The sequence below is a fragment of the Pseudomonas caspiana genome, from assembly GCF_040224095.2.
GTDB lineage: Bacteria > Pseudomonadota > Gammaproteobacteria > Pseudomonadales > Pseudomonadaceae > Aquipseudomonas > Aquipseudomonas caspiana.
Genome location: NZ_CP167995.1, coordinates 4,743,944 through 4,766,725, shown reverse-complemented (window position 1 = coordinate 4,766,725; position 22,782 = coordinate 4,743,944). Strand labels below are relative to the sequence as shown.

At 56.9% G+C, this 22,782-nt stretch carries 22 protein-coding genes; 15 read left to right on the top strand and 7 right to left on the bottom strand.

All coding sequences use genetic code 11. The features are described from left to right. Positions 1-339 precede the first annotated feature (339 nt). On the top strand, positions 340-1,017 hold the full coding sequence (locus tag ABRP31_RS21595; protein ID WP_087264698.1) for a response regulator: 678 nt from the start codon (positions 340-342) through the stop codon (positions 1,015-1,017). Then, positions 1,004-2,392, top strand: a complete 1,389-nt coding sequence (locus ABRP31_RS21590) for a sensor histidine kinase N-terminal domain-containing protein (RefSeq protein WP_349969810.1) — start codon at positions 1,004-1,006, stop codon at positions 2,390-2,392. The genes ABRP31_RS21595 and ABRP31_RS21590 overlap by 14 nt, the downstream gene beginning before the upstream one ends. 193 nt (positions 2,393-2,585) lie before the next feature. On the opposite strand, the gene ABRP31_RS21585 is transcribed toward ABRP31_RS21590, so the two are convergent. Together ABRP31_RS21585 and ABRP31_RS21580 are read right to left on the bottom strand one after the other, a co-directional pair. Next, positions 2,586-3,407: an HDOD domain-containing protein gene (locus ABRP31_RS21585; RefSeq protein ID WP_087264696.1), complete on the bottom strand. Its 822-nt coding sequence runs from the start codon at positions 3,405-3,407 to the stop codon at positions 2,586-2,588. A 106-nt stretch (positions 3,408-3,513) separates the two neighbouring features. Next, positions 3,514-4,455, bottom strand: coding sequence for a folate-binding protein YgfZ (locus ABRP31_RS21580; protein WP_087264695.1), 942 nt, complete (start codon positions 4,453-4,455; stop codon positions 3,514-3,516). Positions 4,456-4,598: 143 nt separating this feature from the next. On the opposite strand from ABRP31_RS21580, the gene ABRP31_RS21575 reads away from it, so the two are divergent. Both ABRP31_RS21575 and ABRP31_RS21570 read left to right on the top strand, forming a co-directional pair. Next, on the top strand, positions 4,599-4,853 hold the full coding sequence (locus tag ABRP31_RS21575; RefSeq protein WP_087264694.1) for a succinate dehydrogenase assembly factor 2: 255 nt from the start codon (positions 4,599-4,601) through the stop codon (positions 4,851-4,853). Beyond that, complete coding sequence (locus tag ABRP31_RS21570; protein ID WP_349969811.1) at positions 4,837-5,304, top strand: protein YgfX; 468 nt, start codon at positions 4,837-4,839, stop codon at positions 5,302-5,304. Before ABRP31_RS21575 ends, ABRP31_RS21570 begins: the two co-directional genes overlap by 17 nt. Here the strand turns inward: ABRP31_RS21570 and nadB are convergent. After that, positions 5,273-6,889 carry an L-aspartate oxidase gene (gene nadB, locus ABRP31_RS21565; RefSeq protein ID WP_349969812.1) on the bottom strand — a complete coding sequence of 539 codons (1,617 nt, stop codon included), beginning with the start codon at positions 6,887-6,889 and terminating at the stop codon, positions 5,273-5,275. The two genes, ABRP31_RS21570 and nadB, sit on opposite strands and share 32 nt — an antisense overlap. A 496-nt stretch (positions 6,890-7,385) precedes the next feature. On the opposite strand from nadB, the gene rpoE reads away from it, so the two are divergent. From rpoE to pdxJ, 11 genes are all read left to right on the top strand, one after another. Next, positions 7,386-7,967: an RNA polymerase sigma factor RpoE gene (gene rpoE / locus ABRP31_RS21560; protein WP_020288878.1), complete on the top strand. Its 582-nt coding sequence runs from the start codon at positions 7,386-7,388 to the stop codon at positions 7,965-7,967. A 31-nt stretch (positions 7,968-7,998) separates the two neighbouring features. Next, positions 7,999-8,589 carry a sigma-E factor negative regulatory protein gene (locus ABRP31_RS21555; protein ID WP_087264691.1) on the top strand — a complete coding sequence of 197 codons (591 nt, stop codon included), beginning with the start codon at positions 7,999-8,001 and terminating at the stop codon, positions 8,587-8,589. Positions 8,590-8,597: 8 nt separating this feature from the next. Beyond that, positions 8,598-9,560 carry a MucB/RseB C-terminal domain-containing protein gene (locus tag ABRP31_RS21550; RefSeq protein ID WP_349969814.1) on the top strand — a complete coding sequence of 321 codons (963 nt, stop codon included), beginning with the start codon at positions 8,598-8,600 and terminating at the stop codon, positions 9,558-9,560. Between the two features lie 350 nt (positions 9,561-9,910). Further along, positions 9,911-11,299 (top strand): DegQ family serine endoprotease, encoded by a 1,389-nt coding sequence (locus ABRP31_RS21545; protein WP_372489462.1) that lies wholly within the window; start codon positions 9,911-9,913, stop codon positions 11,297-11,299. Positions 11,300-11,470: 171 nt separating this feature from the next. Further along, positions 11,471-13,267 carry a translation elongation factor 4 gene (lepA, locus tag ABRP31_RS21540; RefSeq protein WP_087264688.1) on the top strand — a complete coding sequence of 599 codons (1,797 nt, stop codon included), beginning with the start codon at positions 11,471-11,473 and terminating at the stop codon, positions 13,265-13,267. Positions 13,268-13,276: 9 nt separating this feature from the next. Continuing rightward, positions 13,277-14,131 carry a signal peptidase I gene (lepB, locus tag ABRP31_RS21535; RefSeq protein ID WP_087264687.1) on the top strand — a complete coding sequence of 285 codons (855 nt, stop codon included), beginning with the start codon at positions 13,277-13,279 and terminating at the stop codon, positions 14,129-14,131. Positions 14,132-14,245: 114 nt separating this feature from the next. Then, complete coding sequence (locus ABRP31_RS21530) at positions 14,246-14,623, top strand: DUF4845 domain-containing protein (RefSeq protein ID WP_087264686.1); 378 nt, start codon at positions 14,246-14,248, stop codon at positions 14,621-14,623. Then, positions 14,620-15,309: a ribonuclease III gene (rnc, locus tag ABRP31_RS21525; RefSeq protein ID WP_027899778.1), complete on the top strand. Its 690-nt coding sequence runs from the start codon at positions 14,620-14,622 to the stop codon at positions 15,307-15,309. Before ABRP31_RS21530 ends, rnc begins: the two co-directional genes overlap by 4 nt. Beyond that, positions 15,302-16,204: a GTPase Era gene (era, locus tag ABRP31_RS21520; RefSeq protein WP_087264685.1), complete on the top strand. Its 903-nt coding sequence runs from the start codon at positions 15,302-15,304 to the stop codon at positions 16,202-16,204. Before rnc ends, era begins: the two co-directional genes overlap by 8 nt. Before the next feature lie 69 nt (positions 16,205-16,273). Continuing rightward, positions 16,274-16,960 carry a DNA repair protein RecO gene (gene recO, locus ABRP31_RS21515; protein WP_087264684.1) on the top strand — a complete coding sequence of 229 codons (687 nt, stop codon included), beginning with the start codon at positions 16,274-16,276 and terminating at the stop codon, positions 16,958-16,960. A 50-nt stretch (positions 16,961-17,010) separates the two neighbouring features. Further along, positions 17,011-17,757: a pyridoxine 5'-phosphate synthase gene (gene pdxJ, locus ABRP31_RS21510; protein WP_349969816.1), complete on the top strand. Its 747-nt coding sequence runs from the start codon at positions 17,011-17,013 to the stop codon at positions 17,755-17,757. Positions 17,758-17,882: 125 nt separating this feature from the next. On the opposite strand, the gene cmoB is transcribed toward pdxJ, so the two are convergent. The 4 genes from cmoB to lon form a co-directional block, all read right to left on the bottom strand. Next, positions 17,883-18,842 carry a tRNA 5-methoxyuridine(34)/uridine 5-oxyacetic acid(34) synthase CmoB gene (gene cmoB, locus ABRP31_RS21505; protein WP_087264682.1) on the bottom strand — a complete coding sequence of 320 codons (960 nt, stop codon included), beginning with the start codon at positions 18,840-18,842 and terminating at the stop codon, positions 17,883-17,885. Further along, complete coding sequence (gene cmoA / locus ABRP31_RS21500) at positions 18,839-19,615, bottom strand: carboxy-S-adenosyl-L-methionine synthase CmoA (protein WP_193441838.1); 777 nt, start codon at positions 19,613-19,615, stop codon at positions 18,839-18,841. The genes cmoB and cmoA overlap by 4 nt, the downstream gene beginning before the upstream one ends. A 59-nt stretch (positions 19,616-19,674) precedes the next feature. Next, entirely contained in the window at positions 19,675-20,067 is a 393-nt protein-coding gene (locus tag ABRP31_RS21495) for a protease inhibitor I42 family protein (RefSeq protein ID WP_349969818.1), read from the bottom strand. A 117-nt stretch (positions 20,068-20,184) separates the two neighbouring features. Then, complete coding sequence (gene lon / locus ABRP31_RS21490; protein WP_349969819.1) at positions 20,185-22,605, bottom strand: endopeptidase La; 2,421 nt, start codon at positions 22,603-22,605, stop codon at positions 20,185-20,187. Between the last annotated feature and the right edge of the window lie 177 nt (positions 22,606-22,782).

Genomic DNA, 22,782 nt, shown 5'->3' with positions numbered 1-22,782 from the left:
GAAGGGCAACGAGAAGGCGCCAGCACTGAAGTGCGTGCAGCGACCGGTCAAGGCGAATACGGCGGGATGAGAATTGCATGCGGGCGCGATAGCCCTGGACATTGGCTGTGTCATGGTCGACTCCGTTCTTGTTCTTATTGTGAAAGCGCATCGTGACGCTTTTCTATACGCCCATTGAAACGGACGTTTTCGCGATCCTAACCAGCGAAACTTTCATAAACCTTTCAGCTACCTTTCAATAGCAACCTAAATTGAGTTTAGAGTTGTTTCAGTGCTTCACAGCCTGCGAAGCGCCTGTAAACTCCGGGCTCCATAAAGCCACGCAATCAGGAGAAGTCGATGCGTGTTCTTCTCGTTGAAGATCATCTGCAGTTAGCCGAGAGCGTCGCCCAGGCCCTGAAAAGTGCCGGGCTGACCGTCGATGTACTGCACGATGGTGTTGCTGCTGATCTGGCATTGAGCAGCGAAGAATATGCCGCGGTAATTCTCGATGTCGGCCTGCCTCGCATGGATGGTTTTGAAGTACTGGCGCGTTTGCGCGGACGAGGCAAGAACTTGCCCGTGCTGATGTTGACAGCGCGCAGTGACGTGAAGGACCGCGTTCACGGCCTCAATCTAGGGGCTGACGATTATCTGGCCAAACCTTTCGAGCTTTCAGAGTTGGAGGCGCGGGTCAAAGCCCTGCTGCGCCGCAGTGTGCTGGGGGGCGAACGGCAGCAGCGTTGTGGTGTGCTGGCTTACGATCTGGATACCCGTCGATTCACTCTGGGCGACGAATTGCTGACCCTGACTTCTCGGGAGCAAGCAGTGCTTGAAGCGCTGATTGCCCGGCCGGGACGAGTGATGAGTAAGGAGCAAGTAGCCTCTCAGGTCTTCGGTCTGGATGAAGAGGCCAGCCCCGATGCTATCGAAATCTACGTGCACCGGCTGCGCAAGAAGCTTGATGGACATCCGGTGGCGATCGTGACGTTCCGCGGCCTGGGCTATTTGCTGGAAAGCCGCGATGAGCAGCCATAACAGCCTGCGTTGGCGGCTACTGTGGAACCTGGGCGTTCTGCTCACCGTGTTGATGCTGGCCAGCGGTCTGAGCGCGTACTGGAATGGCCGCGAAGCCGCCGATATCGCGTATGACCGAACCTTGCTGGCCTCGGCGCGAACCATTGCTGCCGGGGTTTCGCAGCGTGATGGGACACTGAGCGCCGATGTGCCGTACATCGCCCTGGACACGTTCGCCTATGACAGCGCGGGTCGCATCTATTACCAGGTCAACGACATTAACCGAAAGCTGATTTCCGGTTACGAAAACCTGCCGCCTCCACCTCCCGGTACATTGCGCACCGATGATTATCCAGCGTTGGCGAGCTTCTATACCGCCCGCTATCAGGGGCAATCGGTGCGAGTGGTCAGTCTGCTCAAGCCGGTCAGCGAGCCGAATATGAATGGCATGGCTGAGATACGTGTCGCGGAGACCGAAGAGGCCCGTGTCAGCATGGCGCGCAGTTTGATGGCTGATACTTTGCTCCGGTTGGGCATGTTGGGGGCGGGGGCGTTGTTGCTGGTCTGGTTTACCGTCAGCGCCGCACTGCGGCCTCTGGAACGCTTGCGCACTGAAGTGGAAGCGCGGCAACCGGATGACTTGCGTGCCTTGCCGCTGGTTGAGGTACAGCACGAATTACGCCCATTGGTGAATGCGCTCAATCACTTCACCGAACGGCTGCGTCAGCAGTTCGAACGGCAGGCGCAATTTATTGCCGACGCTGCTCATGAACTGCGTACTCCCCTGGCTGCCCTGAAGGCGAGGGTAGAGTTGGGTCTGCGTGACCCCGAGCCTGCTCATTGGCGCACCACCCTTGAAGCTGCGGCACAAGGCACCGATCGTCTGACGCATCTGGCGAATCAGCTGCTTTCTTTGGCGCGGATTGAAAACGGTGCTCGGGCCATTGCCGAGGGCGGCGCGCAAACTCTGGATCTGAGTCAACTGGCCCGCGAGCTGGGTATGGCGATGGCGCCGCTGGCACATGCGCATGGCGTTTCCCTGGCGCTGGAGGCGGACGAACCTGTGTGGCTGCAGGGAGAGCCGACGCTGCTCAACGAGCTTCTGAGTAACCTTGTCGATAACGCTCTGGCGCACACGCCTTCAGGTGGCAACGTGATCCTGCGGATCAGCGCACCGGGCGTACTTGAGGTCGAGGATGATGGTCCGGGTATTCCCGAAGCTGAGCGTAACCGCGTGTTTGAGCGCTTTTATCGCAGTAGTCAGCAGGGCAAGGGATCAGGTCTGGGCTTGGCGATTGTCGGAGAGATATGTCGCGCGCATCTGGCGCAGATCACCCTTCATGATGGTGCAGCGGGCGGTTTGAAGGTGCGGGTGAGCTTTATCTCGGCGCAGTAGGCCTTAAGGTATTGCAGGCTTTGCGGGAGCTTCTGTGCTGGCCCGCTAGCTCGAATTTCCTGTGGGAGCGAATTTATTCTCGAAGGGGTCGGTACATCCAGCCTTTATATAGACTGAAATACCGTCTTCCCGAATCAATTCGGCCCCACTTAGTCTGGACCTGTTACATGTCGATCGTGCCGGTATCGCGTTCCTAATAAAGCATCATCTTCGCTTCATCCATTTCCGCCCATAGATGACCGCCGCTCATGTCCAGGCCTAGCTGGAGAAAAGCGGGAAGGGTGCTCATGTCTATCTGGCTATAGGGATGCGCGGTCTCTTTGTGGATATGCACGGTCGCTATTTGTACCAAGTCGATGTAGTCCGCTGATTTCGACACCCGTGTGAAATCCTGGAACCGTGTGGGAACTGTCGCTAATGGCTCAGGGAAGTCCCACGAGCGCAGCAGTCGTTCACCGATCACCGGATGAATGGCTTCGATGACGTGGTTGAGGCTGACCGGGTCCGATAGCAGCTCGAAGTGATCCTCGGCGTAGGTCAGGATCGGTAGCACGCCGATCAAATGGATCAATCCGGCGAGCGTTGCTTTGTCCGGCTTGAGTTCAGGGCGGCGGTAGCTCAGCGCATAACTGATCCCTGCCACTTGCAGGCTCTGTCTCCAGATTTCCCGCAATTTGCTTTCCACTACTTCGGACTTGGCATGGAACATCTGTTCCACCACTAGCCCGATAGCAAGGTTGCAGGTGTAGTTGACGCCCAGCCGGGTAATGGCAGTGTTGACGTCGCTTACTTCAAAATTCGGCCGTAGCAGCGGGCTATTCACCACCTTGATCAAGCGTGCTGAAAGGGCGGTGTCGCTGCCGATCACGCGGCTCAACTCGGCAACGCTGATTTCGGTGTTCTCAGCCGCGAGGCGAATCTTCAATGCTACTTCCGGAAGGGTAGGCAAGAACAAAGCGTCTCTATCGATCGCCTTGATCAAGTTCCTTTGCACCTCTTCAGCCATCTTGCTCATGTCGCATCTCATAGACGTTTGGGTAGTCCCGCGCACTGTCGTGCCTGAGGCGCGCGGAGGCGGGACAGATATGCAGACATTTCCAGCGTGAAGGTGTTCGCCTGTATCAGCGCTGTGTTTCGAGTTTGCTATCCAGCGTGTATGGCAAGTCAGCCAGTTGAAGCGCCGGGCCTTCCGGTGAGCCGAGCTGAATCCGGGCATTTTCGACGGCATCAGCCTGAAGCACGGCCAGCAACTCGATACCATCCTCGGCTTTTGCCGACAGGACGACGTTACCGACGGCGCTGGCATGTACCGGGGAGAACAGTGCTGCGCCGGGCTCTGGCAGTTCTTGATCCGCGAGAGTCAGACGATAAAGACGGCGCTTGAGCTTGCCGAGGTACTGCATGCGAGCAACGATTTCCTGGCCCGTATAGCAGCCTTTTTTAAAGCTCACTCCGCCAACGGCCTGCAAGTTGAGCATTTGCGGGATGAACTCTTCGCGGGTGGCGCCGAATACCTGGCCGATACCTGCGCGAATCTGACCCAACTGCCAATCGTTGAGTGTGCCTTCGCTCAGGTGAGCAGCCAGGCGCGTTTGAATATCGCCGGCCTGATCGGCGCGGACCCACAATTCGGCTCTGGCAGGAGATACCCGGATCGCGATCAAATCGTTGGCGCGAGCAACTGCATCGGTATCTTGAGCGAGGTCAAGGCCAAGGTTTACCAAGGCGCCGTCGCCGTTGTGCAGGCCGAAACGCACCCATGAGGCGCTCTCATCGGTCAGTTTCGATTTGGAGAATACGGCGTACTTCTTCAGATCGGCCAATTGCGGCTCGATCAGTTCGGTGGCCATTGCCAGCAGGCAGCCATCGCCTTCGAGCAGGATGCGAAAGCTCGACTGCATGCGGCCCTTTTGCGTGCAGCGTGCACCCAGCGTCGCTTTGGCTTCGCTCAGGTAGTCGAGATTGCAAGTCAATTGGCCTTGCAGGAATTTGCTGGCATCAACGCCGCGGACGGCGAGAACACCTTCATGGGAAAGCGGGCAGTAGAAAGCTGAGTCGGCCATGGGTCATCGCAACGGGAAAAAGTCTGGGGCACATGATAGTGCCGAGTCCGGCTAATGGGTACATGAAAACTACTGCGACTAATGCACGGTTCGCTCATGAGGCTTGCGGTTGTATACTCGCCGCCTATTTTGAGGAGCGCTCCATGGTCGAAGACGTCGAACTCAACCGCCTTTACTGGCACAGCCGCCGCGGTATGCTTGAACTGGATGTGCTGCTGGTACCGTTTGTCCGGGAAGTCTATCCGACGCTCAACGATGTTGACCGCGAACTGTATCGCCGCTTGCTGACGTGTGAAGACCAGGACATGTTTGGCTGGTTCATGCAGCGTGCCGAATCTGAAGATGCCGAACTTCAACGCATGGTTCGCATGATTCTGGACCGTGTCCAGCCCAAGTGATCGCTTCGAATGCCATTGGCATGCCTCAAGGGCATTGCTGGTGGCATACAGCGGCGCGCAACTTCTGGCTCTGATCTCTCTTTATTTACTGGCTGTTCCAGGTTGGGCGGTGGGGCTCGGTCTGGCGCTATGTATGGCTCATGGCATCTGCGTGTTACCCGGTTCAATTCTGCTGAACGGTAGCACTGCCTTTACCGGCCTGCGGCGCAACGCCGAAGGCTGGCAGTTGTGGAGCCGGCGCGATGGCTGGCAGTCCGTGCAGTTGTGCCGCGACAGCATCGCGCTGCCTATGATTGTTGTGCTGCGTTTTCGCCTTGCGGGTGAAAGTCGCAGCAGATGGCGGATGACGCGTGGTCTGTGTATCCCTCGCGACGCACTGGCGCCGGATATTCACCGGCGACTGCGACTACGACTGAAATTCAGTCGACGTAGGTGGGCGGCACCAGAATAGTGTCCAGCGCTTCGGGCAGCATGTCCGGGTAATCCAGCGTGTAGTGCAGGCCCCGAGACTCCTTGCGCTCCATGGCCGAGCGGATCATCAGTTCGGCAACCTGTGCAAGATTGCGCAACTCAATCAAGTCTCTGCTGACTTTATAGTTGCTGTAGAACTCATCAATCTCATCAAGCAACAGTCGCACTCGATGCTGAGCGCGCTGCAAACGTTTGTTGGTGCGCACGATTCCCACGTAGTCCCACATGAATCGTCTTAGCTCATCCCAGTTGTGGGCGATGATCACGTCTTCATCGGAGTCGGTCACTTGACTGGCATCCCACATCGGCAAAGGCACGACTTCCGGGATCTGGGGCAGTTGCTCAAGAATGTCTGCTGCCGCTGAACGGGCATAGACGAAGCACTCGAGCAGTGAGTTGCTGGCCATGCGGTTGGCACCGTGCAGACCAGTGCAACTGGTTTCACCAATGGCATACAGGCCAGGTACGTCGGTGCGGCCGCGAGAGTCAACCATCACGCCGCCACAGGTGTAATGCGCCGCCGGGACTACCGGTATCGGCTCGCGGGTGATGTCGATGGCGAATTCCAGGCAGCGCTCATAGACCGTCGGGAAATGGCTCTTGATGAAGGCTTCAGGTTTGTGGCTGATGTCCAGATAGACGCAATCGATACCCAGGCGCTTCATTTCGTGGTCGATGGCGCGAGCAACGATGTCGCGAGGCGCCAGTTCAGCACGGGAGTCGAAGCGCTGCATGAAGCGTTCGCCGTTAGGCAGCTTGAGGTAGGCACCTTCCCCGCGAAGCGCTTCAGTGATCAGGAAGCTCTTGGCTTGCGGGTGATAAAGGCACGTCGGGTGGAACTGGTTGAATTCCAGATTCGCTACCCGACAACCTGATCGCCAGGCCATAGCAATGCCATCCCCGCACGCGCCGTCAGGGTTGCTGGTATAGAGGTAGACCTTGGCTGCACCGCCAGACGCCAGGACAGTGAAGCGTGCGCCATAAGTGTCGACTTCGCCGCTGCTGCGATTAAGCACGTAGGCGCCCAGACAGCGTTGTCCTTCCAGGCCGAGACGGCGCTCGGTGATCAGGTCGATGGCAACGCGTTGTTCCAGTAACTCAATATTGGGCCTGGATCTGGCCTGCTCCAGCAATGTCGTGAAAATTGCTGCGCCGGTGGCATCTGCCGCGTGAATGATACGGCGATGACTGTGACCACCTTCGCGAGTCAGATGGAATTCGAAACTGCTGTCTTCGCTGCCTGAGTGATCTTCACGAGTGAAGGGCACGCCTTGATCGATCAGCCACTGAATTGCTTCGCGACTGTGTTCAACGGTGAAGCGCACAGCGTCTTCATTACACAGTCCGCCACCCGCATCGAGCGTGTCCTCCACGTGGGATTGCACGGTATCGCTTTCATCAAGAACCGCGGCAACCCCGCCTTGGGCCCAGAATGTGGAGCCATTGGCCAGCTCTCCCTTGCTAAGGACCGCGATGCGAAGATGGGTGGGCAGTGTCAGAGCGAGGCTCAAGCCTGCTGCGCCGCTGCCGATTACCAGTACGTCGTGTTGAAAATGTTGGCTCATCTCTGAACTCCGCATGCTGCGGCCACTAGTATAAGTAAGGGTCTAGCGGCACAATAGCCGCGCCTTTATGGCAATGTGGAACCATGAAGGGCCCGGATTGTGCTCCAGTCCGTGTCTGAATGCATACCGTTACCCGTCAGTTAGTGCGCAGACTCCGTAATACTGCGGCTATCTTCCTACGAAGTGACGTTATTGGTCTCACGCTGGCGATAGAACTCAGGGAACTTTTTATGATGGCCCGGGTTCAATAGCTGGTTGCCTGTAAAGGGACGGCGTCGGCTTTTAATGGGGCTGGATGAAGCTGCCACCTGCGAATTCGACGACTAGATTATTCGCGCAGCCGACCTGGTTCGAGCTGCGTTTTTCCGTGCGGACCATTGAGCGTCCACAGGAAACTTGCCTGGAGGGGAGAACTTTTGCGAGAAGCCCGAGTCTATGTATGCAAGCCGACACACTGGCGGGTACAGCGCTCCTTCAAGCTCTATGAGGAGTGTTCATGCTAACCCAGGAAGAGGATCAGCAGCTGGTCGAACGCGTTCAGCGCGGCGACAAGCGAGCTTTTGATCTGTTGGTGCTGAAGTATCAGCACAAGATTCTCGGGTTGATCGTGCGTTTCGTGCACGACACCCATGAAGCTCAAGACGTTGCGCAGGAAGCCTTTATCAAGGCCTATCGTGCACTTGGAAATTTTCGCGGTGACAGCGCCTTTTACACGTGGCTGTACCGCATCGCCATTAACACGGCGAAGAACTATCTGGTATCGCGCGGTCGGCGACCACCAGATAGCGATGTAAGGTCTGAAGACGCGGAGTTCTACGATGGCGATCATGGCCTCAAGGACATCGAGTCGCCGGAGCGTGCATTGTTAAGGGATGAGATCGAGGGCACTGTCCATCGAACCATCCAGCTTCTCCCGGAAGATTTACGTACGGCACTAACTTTACGTGAGTTCGACGGTCTGAGTTACGAGGACATTGCCAGCGTCATGCAATGTCCGGTGGGTACCGTGCGATCTCGGATTTTCCGCGCTCGGGAAGCCATCGATAAAGCCCTGCAGCCGTTGTTGCAGGAATCCTGAGACAGCGGCGATAGCCAAGAGAGGAACCGCCATGAGTCGTGAAGCCCTGCAGGAATCGCTGTCCGCAGTGATGGATAACGAAGCGGACGAACTGGAATTACGTCGAGTGCTTAATGCAATCGACGATGCGGATACACGTGCCACATGGTCGCGTTATCAGATTGCTCGTGCAGCGATGCACAAAGAGCTGTTGATGCCTCACTTGGATATCACGGCTGCAGTCTCTGCCGCGATCGCCGATGAAGTCAGCCCGTTGAAAGCCGGTCGTGGCCCATGGCGTAGCCTGGGACGTCTTGCAGTTGCTGCCTCTGTTACAGTTGCCGTTCTGGCTGGTGTACGTCTGTACAACCAGGATGACATTGCCGGTGCACAGTTGGCGCAACAGGCTCCACAGCCTGCCAGCCTGTCTGTTCCTCAGGTGAAAGGTCCGGCTGTACTGGCAGGTTACACCGAGAGCAGCGAACCTGCTCAAGGCCCAATGGTTAACGGTGTTCTGCAAGGTCAGGCTGGCCAGGATCAGCGTATCCCCGGCTACCTGCGTCAACATGCTCAACAGGCAGCGTTGAAAGGTACTGAAAGCGCTCTGCCTTACGCTCGCGCTGCAAGCCTGGAAAACCGTTAAGGAGGATCATGCGCGCCATCCCTCTATTGCCCTTGTTGCTTGGTGGATGGCTTGTCCTCCCCGCTCATGCCGATGATGCGCAAGACTCGCTGAAGCGTCTTGCGCAGGCTGAGCAAAAGCAAAGCTTTCAAGGCACCTTCGTTTACGAGCGAAATGGCAATTTCTCTACTCATCGAATCTGGCATCGGGTAACTGATGGCAAGGTTCGTGAGCGCCTGCTCCAATTGGATGGTTCCGCTCAGGAAGTGTTACGCGTTGATGGGGTAACCCAGTGCGTCAGTGGCACTTTGGAAGCAGGAGTCTCCAATGTCCCTGATTCTGCAGTTCATGCATACGATGTTAAGAAGCTTTCCGCCTGGTACGACATGAAAGTCGTTGGTACTTCGCGTGTGGCTGGTCGTCCGGCAAAAATCATTGCACTGGCGCCCAAGGATCAACATCGTTACGGCATTGAGTTGCACCTCGACGATGAAACCGGATTACCACTCAAGTCGCTCCTGCTAAGTGAAAAAGGGCAGCTCCTTGAGCGATTCCAGTTCACTGAATTTGATACTGCCAGCGTCCCTGCTGATCAGATGTTGCAAGCCAGCGCTGATTGCAAGCCTGTGGACGTTGCCAAGGCCAAGCCAGAAGCGTCCAGAAAACCAGCGCCTTGGCGTCTGGAGTGGACGCCGCCAGGCTTCGAGTTGAGCAGTAGCGCAGTTCGCAAGGACTCGGCTTCCAGCGTCCAGGTCAGCAATCTGATGTATGACGATGGCATTGCCAGATTCTCGGTCTTCGTAGAACCCATCGGTGGTGCGGCGGTAACTGATACGCGGACTCAGTTGGGTCCCACCGTTGCTGTGTCTCGTCGGCTCACGACGCCTAAAGGCGACGTGCTGGTGACAGTTGTGGGTGAAGTGCCAATTGGTACGGCCGAGCGAGTTGCGCTTTCGCTTCGCAGTACTGATCTGCAAGCCAGCAAGAAGTAGTTCGGAAAAGTGATGGTCAGTGCCCAAGATGTAGAAGGTTTCATCTTGGGCCAGGTAAGCCGCAGAGCAAGCATTTGCAGGGCTTATGGTCAGTTCTCCGAAATGTTTGGTGAGCTTTCCAGGTTGCAAAAACTCTCGTTTTTTTCTATAGGTCACAGCCTCGCAGCTCTGGCCTTTGTTGTTTCAGGGCCAGGAAAGTGGCTGCCGGAAATCTGCACTCGGTCGAGTGCCATGGCCGTCGGTCTTCTGGGACGTTCGGTCTGTACTGCTTAACTATGCTCGTTGTGAACGGGAGCCATATGTCGATACCAAGCTTGAAATCCTATCTCTCACTGTTTGCCGCTGTGCTGATGCTTGGGCAAGTCGTCACGGCTCAGGCCGAGGCGTTGCCGGACTTCACCAGCCTTGTCGAGCAAGCTTCCCCTGCCGTCGTAAACATCAGTACCCGTCAGAAAATGCCGGAGCGCTCCGTCGCTCAGAACCAAATGCCTGATCTCGAAGGCTTGCCGCCGATGTTGCGCGAGTTTCTTGAGCGCAGCGTGCCGCCAGGTTCTCGTCCGCCTGGGTCGGGTCGTGGAGACCGTCAGCGTGAAGCGCAATCGCTGGGGTCAGGTTTCATTATTTCGGCTGACGGCTATGTCCTGACCAATAATCACGTGATCGACGGGGCTGATGAAATTCTGGTTCGTCTGTCTGATCGCAGTGAGTTGAAAGCCAAACTGGTCGGTACGGATCCGCGCACTGACGTTGCCGTTTTGAAAATCGAAGGAAAAGACCTGCCTACGGTCAAGCTCGGCAACTCCGAGAAACTTAAAGTCGGCGAGTGGGTATTGGCGATCGGTTCACCGTTCGGCTTCGATCATTCGGTGACCAAAGGTATTGTCAGCGCCAAAGGCCGTAGCCTGCCGAACGATACTTATGTGCCGTTTATCCAGACTGACGTGGCGATCAATCCGGGTAACTCCGGTGGTCCGCTGTTCAACATGTCGGGTGAAGTGGTCGGTATCAATTCGCAGATTTTCACCCGCTCCGGTGGTTTCATGGGCCTGTCGTTCGCGATTCCTATCGATGTAGCGCTGGACGTTGCGAATCAGATCAAGGCTAGCGGCAAGGTAAACCGTGGCTGGCTGGGCGTTGTGATTCAGGAGGTTAACAAAGACCTGGCTGAATCCTTCGGTCTCGACAAGCCTGCCGGTGCGCTGGTTGCTCAGGTGCTCGACAACGGTCCGGCTGCGAAGGGTGGTCTGCAGGTTGGTGACGTCATCCTGACTGCCAATGGTACGCCCATCGTGATGTCGGCTGATCTGCCGCACTTGATTGGCAACCTCAAGGATGGCAGTAAGGCTGAGCTGGGCATCATTCGTGACGGCAAGCGTCAAAACCTGACTGTTACGGTGGGCGCGTTGCCTGATGAAGGTCAGGAGATGGGCTCCGGTGCTGCCGCTGGTGTTGAACGCAGTAGCAATCGTCTGGGTGTGTCGGTTGCAGATCTGACCGCTGAGCAGCAGAAGACTCTTGAGCTCAAGGGCGGCGTGATCATCAAGGAAGTGACCGACGGTCCGGCGGCTCTCATCGGTCTGCAAGCTGGCGATGTGATTACCCACTTGAACAATCAGGCCATCAGCTCGGCGAAAAACTTCACCGAAATAGCTAAAGCGCTGCCGAAGAATCGCTCTGTCTCCATGCGTGTATTGCGTCAGGGCCGTGCGAGCTTCATTACCTTCAAGCTCCCTGAATAGCAGGGTTGATTAACAAGGAAGGGCGGCGCTGACCGCCCTTTTTTGTATCCGGAGTGTGCCCTGATGCTTAACCAGTCGCCTCTTAACGTGACGCCCCAGCGTTAGTTCAGGTACAATTCCCGGCTATTTTTTGGCGGGTAATCTGCCTGCATCCTTTTTGAGTGTTGATCCGTGAGTGATTTGAGTCATATCCGTAATTTCTCCATCATCGCCCACATTGACCATGGCAAGTCGACGCTGGCCGACCGCTTCATTCAAATGTGCGGTGGCTTGTCCGAGCGCGAAATGGAAGCTCAGGTACTTGACTCCATGGATCTCGAGCGTGAGCGCGGGATCACCATCAAGGCCCACAGCGTCACGCTGCACTACAAGGCCAATGACGGCAAAACCTACCAGTTGAACTTCATCGACACCCCAGGCCACGTTGACTTCACCTATGAAGTCAGCCGCTCCCTGGCCGCGTGCGAAGGTGCGTTGCTGGTTGTGGATGCCGGTCAAGGCGTTGAAGCCCAGTCCGTTGCCAACTGTTATACCGCCATCGAGCAAGGCCTTGAGGTCATGCCGGTACTGAACAAGATGGACTTGCCGCAGGCCGATCCGGATCGCGTCAAAGACGAAATCGAGAAGATTATCGGCATTGATGCCACTGACGCCGTAGCGTGCAGCGCCAAGAGCGGTATGGGCGTCGATGAAGTGCTGGAGCGTCTGGTTCAGACCATTCCTGCACCCACCGGTAATATCGAAGATCCGCTGCAGGCGTTGATCATCGACTCGTGGTTCGACAACTATCTGGGCGTTGTCTCCCTGGTTCGTGTGCGTCACGGCCGGGTGAAGAAGGGCGACAAGATCCTGGTCAAGTCCACTGGCAAGTTGCATCTGGTCGACAGCGTGGGTGTGTTTACTCCCAAGCACACGGCCACTGCTGATCTGAAAGCCGGTGAAGTAGGCTTCATCATTGCAGGTATCAAGGACATTCACGGTGCGCCGGTGGGTGACACGCTGACCTTGAGCACCACGCCTGATGTTGAAGTCCTGCCGGGTTTCAAGCGCATCCAGCCTCAGGTTTATGCCGGTCTGTTCCCGGTCAGTTCCGATGATTTCGAAGACTTCCGCGAAGCGCTGCAAAAGCTCACGCTGAATGACTCGTCCTTGCAGTACTTGCCAGAAAGCTCTGACGCACTGGGCTTCGGCTTCCGTTGCGGCTTCCTCGGCATGCTGCACATGGAAATCATCCAGGAGCGTCTGGAGCGTGAGTACGATCTGGACCTGATCACCACTGCGCCTACCGTTATTTTTGAGCTGTTGCTCAAGACAGGCGAAACGATTTACGTCGATAACCCGTCCAAACTGCCAGACATTTCGGCCGTGGAAGACATGCGCGAACCGATTGTCCGGGCAAATATTCTTGTGCCGCAGGAGCACCTGGGCAACGTCATTACGCTGTGCATCGAGAAACGCGGTGTTCAGCATGACATGTTGTTCCTGGGGACTCAGGTGCAGGTGACTTACGATTTGCCGATGAATGAAGTGGTTCTGGACTTCTTTGACCGTCTCAAATCCGTAAGTCGTGGTTACGCATCGCTGGACTATCATTTCGACCGTTATCAGTCTGCCAATCTGGTTAAGCTGGATGTGCTGATCAACGCCGAGAAGGTCGATGCACTGGCGCTGATCGTGCACCGTGATAACGCGGCTTACAAAGGCCGTGCGTTGACCGAAAAGATGAAGGAGCTGATTCCTCGGCAGATGTTCGATGTAGCGATTCAGGCGGCCATTGGCGGTCAGATCATTGCGCGTACAACCGTCAAGGCTCTCAGAAAGAACGTATTGGCCAAATGTTACGGCGGCGACGTCAGCCGGAAACGTAAATTGCTCGAGAAGCAAAAGGCCGGTAAGAAACGCATGAAGCAGGTCGGCAACGTGGAAATTCCACAAGAAGCTTTCCTTGCAGTGCTCAGGTTGGAATAGTCAGGTCCTATGTCACTAAATTTCCCGCTGTTGCTGGTCATCGCTGTTTTTGTCTGCGGTTTGCTGGCGTTGCTCGATCTGGTCATCCTGGCACCTCGTCGCCGGACTGCCATCACGATGTATCAGGGCAGTGTCAGCCAGCCGGATGTTGCGGTGGTTGAGCGCCTGAACAAAGAGCCATTGCTGGTTGAATACGGCAAATCGTTCTTCCCGGTACTGTTCATCGTGCTGGTGCTGCGTTCGTTTCTGGTCGAGCCGTTTCAGATACCGTCAGGATCGATGATCCCGACGCTGCGGGTCGGCGACTTCATCCTGGTGAACAAGTTTTCCTACGGGATTCGCTTGCCAGTCATTGATGAAAAGGTCATTTCGATTGGTGAGCCGAAACACGGCGATGTAATGGTGTTTCGCTACCCAAGCGACCCAAGCGTCAATTACATCAAACGTGTAATCGGTTTGCCGGGTGACCAGATTCGCTACACCGGTGACAAGAAGCTGTTCGTCAACGGTGAGCTGGTGGCCAAGCAGTTGATCGGCACCGAGCCTGGAACGCTGGGCAGCGCTGAGCTTTACAGCGAGAAGCTGGGTGAAGTTGAGCATCAGATCCGCCAGGAAATGAGCCGCTATCGTGCGCCGCCTGACCGTGAGTGGACTGTGCCTGCCGGCCATTACTTCATGATGGGCGACAACCGCGACAACTCCAACGACAGCCGCTACTGGGATGATCCCAACATTCCCAAGGATGAGTTGGGCATGGTTCCGGACAAGAACATTGTCGGTAAGGCTTTTGCTGTGTGGATGAGCTGGCCTGAGCCGAAACTGAGTCACTTCCCTAACTTCTCGCGAGTAGGGTTGATCAAGTAATCAATGCGGCGCTGTGTTCTACAGCGCCGTATGTCATTTGGGCTTGCTCGAAAATGTACCGCGACTGATGAAACCATCTGCGTGTGCGATGACGAGCTATCCTTGGGGTCGTACATGACGTTCGCCAGCTCGCAAAAGGGATGGTCGTTTACAGGAGTATTGCTGGCGATAGCGCTGGGAATATTTGTACTGAGCGTGGCTTTCAAGCTGGTCCCGCACTACCTCGATAACAGAGAGATGAAAAAAATCATCAATGCGGTTGATAGCAACCGGGCTCTGGAAATCAGTACGGTCAGCGAGTTTTACAGTTATGTCGGCAAGAGCATGCAGGTCAACAGTATTCGGGATGTGGATTTGAATAAGGCGTTAAGCGTGACGGTAGAGAACAACAGGTTCCTTGCCCATTTGAAATATGAAAAACGTGAATCACTGATCCAGAACATTGATCTGGTGGTGATGTTCGACGACACCTTCAGCGTGGGTAAACCGTGAGCGTTTCCTTGAGTCGCCTGGAGCGTCAGCTCGGCTATACCTTCAAGGATCAGGAACTGATGGTCCTGGCCCTGACCCACCGCAGCTTCGCTGGGCGCAATAACGAGCGCCTGGAGTTCCTCGGTGATGCCATTCTTAATTTTGTCGCCGGTGAAGCGTTGTTCGATCGCTTCCCGCAGGCCCGCGAAGGCCAGTTGTCGCGCCTGCGAGCGCGTCTGGTAAAGGGTGAAACCCTTGCCTTGCTGGCTCGCGGTTTTGATCTGGGTGAATACCTGCGTCTGGGGTCTGGCGAATTGAAGAGCGGCGGATTCCGTCGCGAGTCGATTCTGGCCGACGCCCTTGAGGCGCTGATTGGTGCGATTTATCTGGATGCAGGCATGGAGATGGCTCGCGAGCGCGTGCTGGCCTGGCTGACTACCGAGTTCGACAGCCTGACGCTGGTCGACACCAACAAAGATCCAAAAACCCGACTGCAGGAGTTTCTGCAGTCGCGTGCCTGCGAACTGCCACGTTACGAAGTGGTGGATATCCAGGGCGAACCGCATTGCCGGACATTCTTCGTCGAATGCGAGATCACCTTATTGAATGAAAAAAGCCGGGGGCAGGGTGTCAGCCGTCGTATTGCCGAACAGGTAGCAGCGGCTGCAGCACTTATTGCCCTTGGCGTGGAGAACGGCCATGACTGATTCAATCGCAACACGCTGTGGCTATGTTGCCATCGTCGGCCGCCCGAACGTGGGCAAATCCACGCTGCTCAACCACATTCTCGGTCAGAAGCTGGCGATCACATCGCGTAAGCCGCAGACCACTCGCCACAACATGCTGGGCATCAAGACCGAAGGCGCTGTGCAGGCCATCTACGTTGATACTCCGGGCATGCACAAAAATGGCGAGAAAGCGCTCAATCGCTACATGAACAAAACGGCGTCGGCGGCGTTGAAAGACGTTGATGTTGTGATCTTCGTGGTTGACCGTACCCGCTGGACCGATGAAGACCAGATGGTTCTGGAGCGTATTCAGTACGTACAGGGCCCGCTGATCCTGGCGATCAACAAGACCGACCGTATCGAAGACAAAGCAGAATTGATGCCGCATCTGGAGTGGCTGCAAGGTCAACTGCCGAATGCGTCAATCGTGCCAATCTCCGCGCAGCACGGGCACAACCTGGACGCGCTGGAAAGCCTGATTGCCTCGCACCTGCCAGAAAACGATCATTTCTTCCCGGAAGACCAGATCACTGACCGCAGCAGCCGTTTCCTGGCCGCTGAGCTGGTTCGCGAGAAGATCATGCGTCAGTTGGGTGCCGAGCTGCCGTACCAGATCACCGTGGAAATCGAAGAGTTCAAGCAGCAGGGCAAAACCCTGCATATTCACGCGCTGATCCTCGTCGAGCGTGATGGTCAGAAGAAAATCATCATTGGTGACAAAGGCGAGCGTATCAAGCGTATTGGTACCGAAGCGCGCCGTGACATGGAGCTGCTGTTCGACTCCAAGGTCATGCTCAACCTTTGGGTTAAAGTCAAAGGTGGCTGGTCCGATGACGAACGCGCCCTGCGTTCGTTGGGTTACGGCGACCTGTAAGCCTGATTCAACGGCGCGACTGTTCTGGTCGCGCCGTTCTCGTGCCTTTGCTTTCCTAGAGCAGCCTGAATGACCAGCGTGCCAATCGGCCAACCTGCTTACGTGTTGCATAGCCGGGCGTACCGTGAAAACAGCGCACTGGTGGACTTCCTCACGCCTCAGGGCCGGTTGCGTGCCGTGCTGCGTAGTGCGCGAGGCAAGGCGGGCACGTTGGCTCGGCCGTTTGTCCCGTTGGAAGTAGAATTCCGTGGCCGTGGCGAGCTGAAAAACGTCGGCCGTATGGAAAGCTCCGGCGTCGCCAGCTGGATGGTCGGTGATGCGCTATTCAGCGGGCTCTACCTCAACGAACTGTTGATTCGCCTGCTGCCTGCCGAAGATCCCCATCCCGCGGTATTCGATCACTATGCTGCAACGTTGCAGGCGCTCGCCCAAGGGCGGCCGTTGGAACCATTGCTGCGCTCGTTCGAATGGCGTCTGCTGGATGAACTGGGTTACGGCTTCGCGCTGGACGTCGACATCAACGGTGAACCACTGGACGCCAAGGGCATGTATCGACTGCAAGTGGATGCGGGGCTGGAGCAGGTGTATCTGTTACAGCCAGGTTTGTTCAATGGCACTGAACTGCTGGCCATGGCTGAGGCTGACTGGAGTGCCCCAGGCGCCTTGTCCGCCGCCAAGCGGTTGATGCGTCAGGCGCTGGCCGTGCATCTGGGCGGCCGTCCATTGGTTAGTCGCGAACTGTTTCGCAAGCCCTAATCAGGCTTTATGCTCACCGACCTGTTTCGATCATATTTCAGGAGACACCCGTGACTCACAGCACTCGCATCCTTCTTGGCGTGAATATCGATCACGTTGCCACTTTGCGTCAGGCCCGTGGCACGCGTTATCCGGACCCGGTCAAGGCCGCGCTGGACGCGGAAGAGGCGGGTGCTGATGGCATCACCGTGCATTTGCGTGAAGACCGCCGTCACATTCAGGAGCGCGACGTACTGCTGCTCAAGGACGTGTTGCAGACCCGCATGAACTTCGAAATGGGCGTCACCGAAGAGATGCTGGCGTTTGCCGAGCGCATTCGTCCGGCTCATGTTTGCCTTGTACCGGAAACCCGTCAGGAACTGACCACTGAGGGTGGTCTCGACGTAGCGGGGCAAGAAGCCCGTATCAAGGCCGCGGTCGAGCGCTTGAGCAAGCTTGGTTGCGAAGTGTCGTTGTTCATCGATGCTGATGAGCAGCAGATCGCTGCTTCAAAGCGTGTAGGCGCACCTGCCATCGAATTGCACACTGGCCGCTACGCCGATGCTCAAACGCCGACCGAAGTCGCTGAAGAACTGAAGCGGATCGCTGATGGCGTGGCTTTCGGCTTGGGCGAGGGCTTGATCGTCAATGCCGGTCACGGCTTGCATTACCACAACGTCGAGGCCGTGGCCGCGATCAAGGGCATCAACGAACTGAACATCGGCCACGCGTTGGTGGCGCATGCGCTGTTTGTAGGGTTCAAGGCGGCGGTGGCAGAGATGAAGGCGTTGATTGTGGCGGCTGCGCATAAAGCCTGATTTTGAGTGGGGGCTGTGGGAGCCGAGCTTGCTCGCGATAAGGGCGACGCGGTTTGCCTGATGTTCTGCGCCGTCCCAATCGCGAGCAAGCTCGGCTCCCACAGGAGATCAGTGGTACATGATCTTTACGGCTTACGCCCCACGATCACTGCGCGCATCGGCGCGGGCAAGCCCTCCACGGTTTTGCTGTGGTCTTGCGGATCGAGGAAGTCACTCAGCGACTGGTAACGCATCCACTCGGTGCTGCGCTGCTCCTCAACAGTGGTCACGCTGACATCCACGCAACGCACGTCAACGAAGCCTGCCCTGCGTAACCACAGCTCCAGAGCGGCTACCGACGGCAGGAACCATACGTTGCGCATCTGCGAATAACGGTCTTCCGGGACCAACACCTGGTGCACGTCGCCTTCAACCACCATGGTTTCCAACACCAGTTCGCCACCTTTGACCAAGCAATCCTTGAGTGCCAGCAAGTGGTCAATGGGCGACTTGCGGTGATACAACACGCCCATGGAAAACACTGTGTCGAAGCCTTCCAGCCGCGGGGGCAAGTCTTCCAGCGCAAACGGCAGATGCCACGCCGGTAGCTCGGGCAAGTATTTCTGCATGGCCTGGAATTGGCAGAAGAACAGCCAGTTCGGATCGACACCGATCACGCTGTCAGCCCCGGCACCCAGCATGCGCCATTGGTAGTAACCGTTGCCACAACCCACATCCAGCACGCGTTTACCTTTGAGGTCCAGATGTGGCGAGACACGCGACCACTTCCAGTCTGAACGCCACTCGGTATCAATGTGCACGCCGAATACATCGAACGGGCCTTTGCGCCAGGGAGACAGCCCCATCAGCGCAGCGTGGGTTTGTGTTCTGGTCTGATCGTCGCAATCGACTTCCAGGGTGAAGCTGTCCTTGAGTTCGACACGTGACGGTTTCAAATCCGGCAGCGCATTGAGTGCGCCTTGCCAGCGTTCCAGGTCGCCATGACCCTTGGCCATTTTTGTGTCGAGTTGGGCCTGCAGGCCGTTGGCCCATTCAGCCAGAGGAGTGCCCGCCAGACGGCGGACCAGTGGGGCGAGATCAATCATGGCAGGGCAATCAACGAGGCAAAGTTAAGGCACTGGAACCACGGCACCACTTTGGAAAAGCCCGCGTCGAGCAGGCGTTGGCGGTGTTCTTCGAGGCTGTCGGGTTTCATCACGTTTTCGATGGCGCTGCGCTTCTGGGCAATTTCCAGCTCGCTGTAGCCGTTGGCGCGCTTGAAGGCGATGTGCAGATCGGTGAGCAACGTGTGTTCCTGCTCATCATTGAAACGCAGCTTTTCAGACAGAATCAGCGCGCCACCCGGCACCAGAGCCTGGCGAATACGGCCCAGCAATGCGAGGCGCTCTTCAGGCGCGATGAATTGCAGGGTGAAGTTGAGTGCGACCACCGAAGCAGGCTGAAACTCAAGGGCCAGAATGTCGCCATCAATCACTTGTACCGGCAGCAACTCCTGAAACATCGAATCCTGTGCGTTCAGGTATTCACGGCAGCGCTCGACCATCGCGGCCGAGTTATCCACCGCGATCACTTTGCAGCCTTCGACCCGCACATGGCGTCGCAGGGCCTGGGTAACCGCGCCGAGTGAGCTGCCCAGGTCATAGAGCACGCTGTTGGGCTGGGCGAATTGCGCCGAAAGTACGCCGAGGTTCTCGACAATCGTCGGGTAGCCGGGCACCGAGCGCTTGATCATGTCCGGGAACACCCGCACTACATCTTCGTTGAAGGCGAAGTCCGGCACCTGGGCAAGCGGCTGGGCGAAAATGCGGTCGGGTTCTTTGCTCACGGTGGTTCCGGCAGGGGCTGAAAAGTGCGGCATTTTAGCCAAATCCGCGCCTCGGCTGAAACCTCATCTCATCGAACGACAGCAAAACCTGTTCAGTTGACGGTAATGGTGCAATCGAACGTCTGTTCCGGTGGCACTTCCGGGGCCCAAGGCTGTTGATAAACCATCAGCAGGCGGCCAGTTCCGGCGGTTGACGCCTGATAGCGCCACACCGATTGCCCGGCACTGCCAACCATGTTTTTGTCGCCTGAGTTGTTGTAAACCTCAGGACCGAGACTGCGCAGGATTGAGGGCGCAGCGTCCTGGATCTGCCAGCGATAACCGGTTGTGGGCGAGCTGGGCAAGCTCAGCATCAGTGTCTGACCTGTTTTAAGCGGCAGCGGGCAGTCGCTTTGATCTTCGAGGGTGACGATTTGTCTGGGTTGCTGCGCACAGGCGGCGAGCAGTGACAGGCTGAACAGGGCTAGCAGACGCGCAGGGGGCATAGTGGCTCCGGTCTTTCATACGAAACCGGAGCATAACCGATGAGTTATGGATGTGGGAGAGAGTTAGCTAGTACTACTCTGGGCAAGCACCGCTCCCACAAGAAAAATCATCACCTGTTAAAACAACACCTTCGCCACATCAGCAAAGCGTTTGGCGAAGTGCACGGTAATCCCTTCCTTCAGATAGTCCGGCAGCTCCTCGAAGTTGCCCCGGTTAGGCTCCGGCAGAATCAGTTCATTGATTTTCTGCCGACGCGCCGCGATAACTTTCTCCCGAACGCCGCCAATCGGCAGAACATGCCCGGTCAGCGTCAGCTCGCCGGTCATGGCCACGCCTTTCTTCGGCGCCTGATTGCGGGCCAGGGACAGCAGAGCGCTGGCCATGGTCACGCCCGCACTCGGGCCGTCTTTTGGCGTTGCACCTTCGGGAACGTGCAAATGCACGAACGCTTCGTCAAAGAAGGTCGGATCGCCGCCGAATTGCTTGAGATTCGAGCTGACATAGCTGTAAGCGATTTCTGCCGACTCTTTCATCACGTCACCCAATTGCCCCGTGAGTTTGAAACCACGGTTGAGGGTGTGAATTCGCGTCGCCTCAATCGGCAGGGTCGCGCCGCCCATGCTGGTCCATGCGAGACCAGTGATGACGCCGGTACCGGCCAGCACCTGCTCGTTACGGAAGACCGGCATACCCAGCGAGGCTTCCAGATCTTTCGGACCAACCTTGATCGTCGACTTGGGCGCGTCGATCAATTTCACCACAGCCTTGCGTACGACTTTGCTCAGCTGTTTCTCCAGCTGCCGGACCCCGGCTTCCCGCGCATAACCTTCAATGATCGAGCGCAGCGCCGTGTCGCTGATGCTCAGGCTGCCCTTGGACACGCCAGCCTTTTCCAGTTGCTTGGGCCACAGGTGGCGTTTGGCGATGGCCATTTTTTCTTCGGTGATGTAACCCGACAGGCGAATCACTTCCATCCGGTCCAGCAATGGGCCGGGAATCGAGTCCAGGGTGTTGGCGGTGCAAACGAACAGCACTTTCGACAGATCCAGACGCAAATCCAGATAGTGATCGAGGAATTCGACGTTCTGTTCCGGGTCAAGGGTTTCCAGCAGCGCCGACGCCGGGTCGCCTTGGAAGCTCTGGCCCATCTTGTCGATTTCATCGAGCATGATGACCGGGTTCATGACCTCCATATCCTTGAGCGCCTGCACCAGCTTGCCCGGTTGAGCGCCGATGTAGGTACGGCGGTGGCCTTTGATCTCCGCCTCGTCGCGCATGCCGCCAACACTGAAGCGATAGAACGGCCGACCGAGAGATTCGGCAATCGAGCGGCCGACACTGGTCTTGCCAACGCCCGGCGGGCCAACCAGCAAGACGATCGAACCACTGATCTCGCCTTTATAGGCCCCCACCGCGAGGAACTCGAGGATCCGCGTCTTGATGTCGTCCAGACCTGCATGGTGCTGGTCCAGCACTTTACGGGCGTGCTTCAGATCCAGTTTGTCTTTGCCAAAGACACCCCAAGGCACGGAGCTGGCCCAGTCCAGATAATTACGGGTAACCGCATATTCCGGAGAGCCGGTTTCCAGCACTTTGAGTTTGTTGATTTCTTCATCGATGCGCTTGCGGGCCTGGGAGGGCAAGGTTTTGCCTTCCAGACGGGCCTCGAACTGCTCGATGTCGGCGCTGCGGTCGTCTTTGCTCAGGCCCAGCTCCTGCTGGATGACCTTGAGCTGCTCCTTGAGGAAGAATTCGCGCTGGTGCTCACCGATTTTGCGGTTCACCTCGGCGGAGATTTCCTTTTGCAGACGCGCTACTTCGACTTCCTTGCGCAGCATGGGCAAGACTTTTTCCATGCGTTTGAGCATGGGCACGCAGTCGAGGACCTCCTGCAACTCGACGCCAGTGGCCGAGGTCAGCGCTGCGGCAAAGTCAGTCAGCGGCGAAGGATCGTTGGGGCTGAAGCGGTTGAGATAGTTTTTCAACTCTTCGCTGTACAGCGGGTTGAGCGGCAGCAGCTCCTTGATGGCGTTGATCAAGGCCATGCCGTAAGCCTTGACCTCGTCGGTCGGCTCGTTGGGCTGATGCGGATATTCGACTTCCACCAGATAGGGCGGGCGATGGTGTTTGAGCCAGGTCTTGATCCGCACCCGGCTAAGGCCCTGGGCGACGAATTGCAGTTTGCCGTTTTCGCGGCTGGCGTGGTGCACCTTGACCAGCGTGCCGTACTCCGGCAGCGCAGCGGTATTGAAGTGTCGTGGGTCCTCGGGAGGCGTATCCATGAAGAACAGCGCCAAAGAGTGATGGTCGGACTTGCTGACCAGCTCCAGGGTTTCGGCCCAGGGCTCTTCATTGACGATCACCGGCAATACCTGAGCCGGGAAGAAAGGGCGATTGTGAATCGGGATGATATAGACCTTGTCCGGCAGGTTCTGCCCAGGCAAAGCGAGCGTGGTGCTGCTGGAGTTCAGCGTTACTTCGAGCTCGGCTTCTACGTCTTCTGGCAAATCTTGTGAGTCTGCTTGCTGGTCGCTCATGGGGCACCTGCACAATTGAACATGGTGCTTAGATGGGGCAGTCGCCCTCAGGTTTCAATGGCAGCTGTCGATAGCCTATTGAGAGGAAGAAAAAACAAGCCATCCAAGGCCCCGGAACGACCTTTCGTCGAAACCTCATCGATGATGGCTAAATGCCTTTCCTCAGTGCGTGATCTT

Bases quoted from the DNA above. Each gene is read 5' to 3' on its own strand.
- ABRP31_RS21595 (WP_087264698.1), top strand. From the start codon at position 340: ATGCGTGTTCTTCTCGTTGAAGATCATCTGCAGTTAGCCGAGAGCGTC.
- ABRP31_RS21590 (WP_349969810.1), top strand. From the start codon at position 1,004: ATGAGCAGCCATAACAGCCTGCGTTGGCGGCTACTGTGGAACCTGGGC.
- ABRP31_RS21585 (WP_087264696.1), bottom strand. From the start codon at position 3,407: ATGAGCAAGATGGCTGAAGAGGTGCAAAGGAACTTGATCAAGGCGATC.
- ABRP31_RS21580 (WP_087264695.1), bottom strand. From the start codon at position 4,455: ATGGCCGACTCAGCTTTCTACTGCCCGCTTTCCCATGAAGGTGTTCTC.
- ABRP31_RS21575 (WP_087264694.1), top strand. From the start codon at position 4,599: ATGGTCGAAGACGTCGAACTCAACCGCCTTTACTGGCACAGCCGCCGC.
- nadB (WP_349969812.1), bottom strand. From the start codon at position 6,889: ATGAGCCAACATTTTCAACACGACGTACTGGTAATCGGCAGCGGCGCA.
- rpoE (WP_020288878.1), top strand. From the start codon at position 7,386: ATGCTAACCCAGGAAGAGGATCAGCAGCTGGTCGAACGCGTTCAGCGC.
- ABRP31_RS21555 (WP_087264691.1), top strand. From the start codon at position 7,999: ATGAGTCGTGAAGCCCTGCAGGAATCGCTGTCCGCAGTGATGGATAAC.
- ABRP31_RS21550 (WP_349969814.1), top strand. From the start codon at position 8,598: ATGCGCGCCATCCCTCTATTGCCCTTGTTGCTTGGTGGATGGCTTGTC.
- ABRP31_RS21545 (WP_372489462.1), top strand. From the start codon at position 9,911: ATGCTTGGGCAAGTCGTCACGGCTCAGGCCGAGGCGTTGCCGGACTTC.
- lepB (WP_087264687.1), top strand. From the start codon at position 13,277: ATGTCACTAAATTTCCCGCTGTTGCTGGTCATCGCTGTTTTTGTCTGC.
- ABRP31_RS21530 (WP_087264686.1), top strand. From the start codon at position 14,246: ATGACGTTCGCCAGCTCGCAAAAGGGATGGTCGTTTACAGGAGTATTG.
- era (WP_087264685.1), top strand. From the start codon at position 15,302: ATGACTGATTCAATCGCAACACGCTGTGGCTATGTTGCCATCGTCGGC.
- recO (WP_087264684.1), top strand. From the start codon at position 16,274: ATGACCAGCGTGCCAATCGGCCAACCTGCTTACGTGTTGCATAGCCGG.
- cmoB (WP_087264682.1), bottom strand. From the start codon at position 18,842: ATGATTGATCTCGCCCCACTGGTCCGCCGTCTGGCGGGCACTCCTCTG.
- cmoA (WP_193441838.1), bottom strand. From the start codon at position 19,615: ATGCCGCACTTTTCAGCCCCTGCCGGAACCACCGTGAGCAAAGAACCC.
- ABRP31_RS21495 (WP_349969818.1), bottom strand. From the start codon at position 20,067: ATGCCCCCTGCGCGTCTGCTAGCCCTGTTCAGCCTGTCACTGCTCGCC.
- lon (WP_349969819.1), bottom strand. From the start codon at position 22,605: ATGAGCGACCAGCAAGCAGACTCACAAGATTTGCCAGAAGACGTAGAA.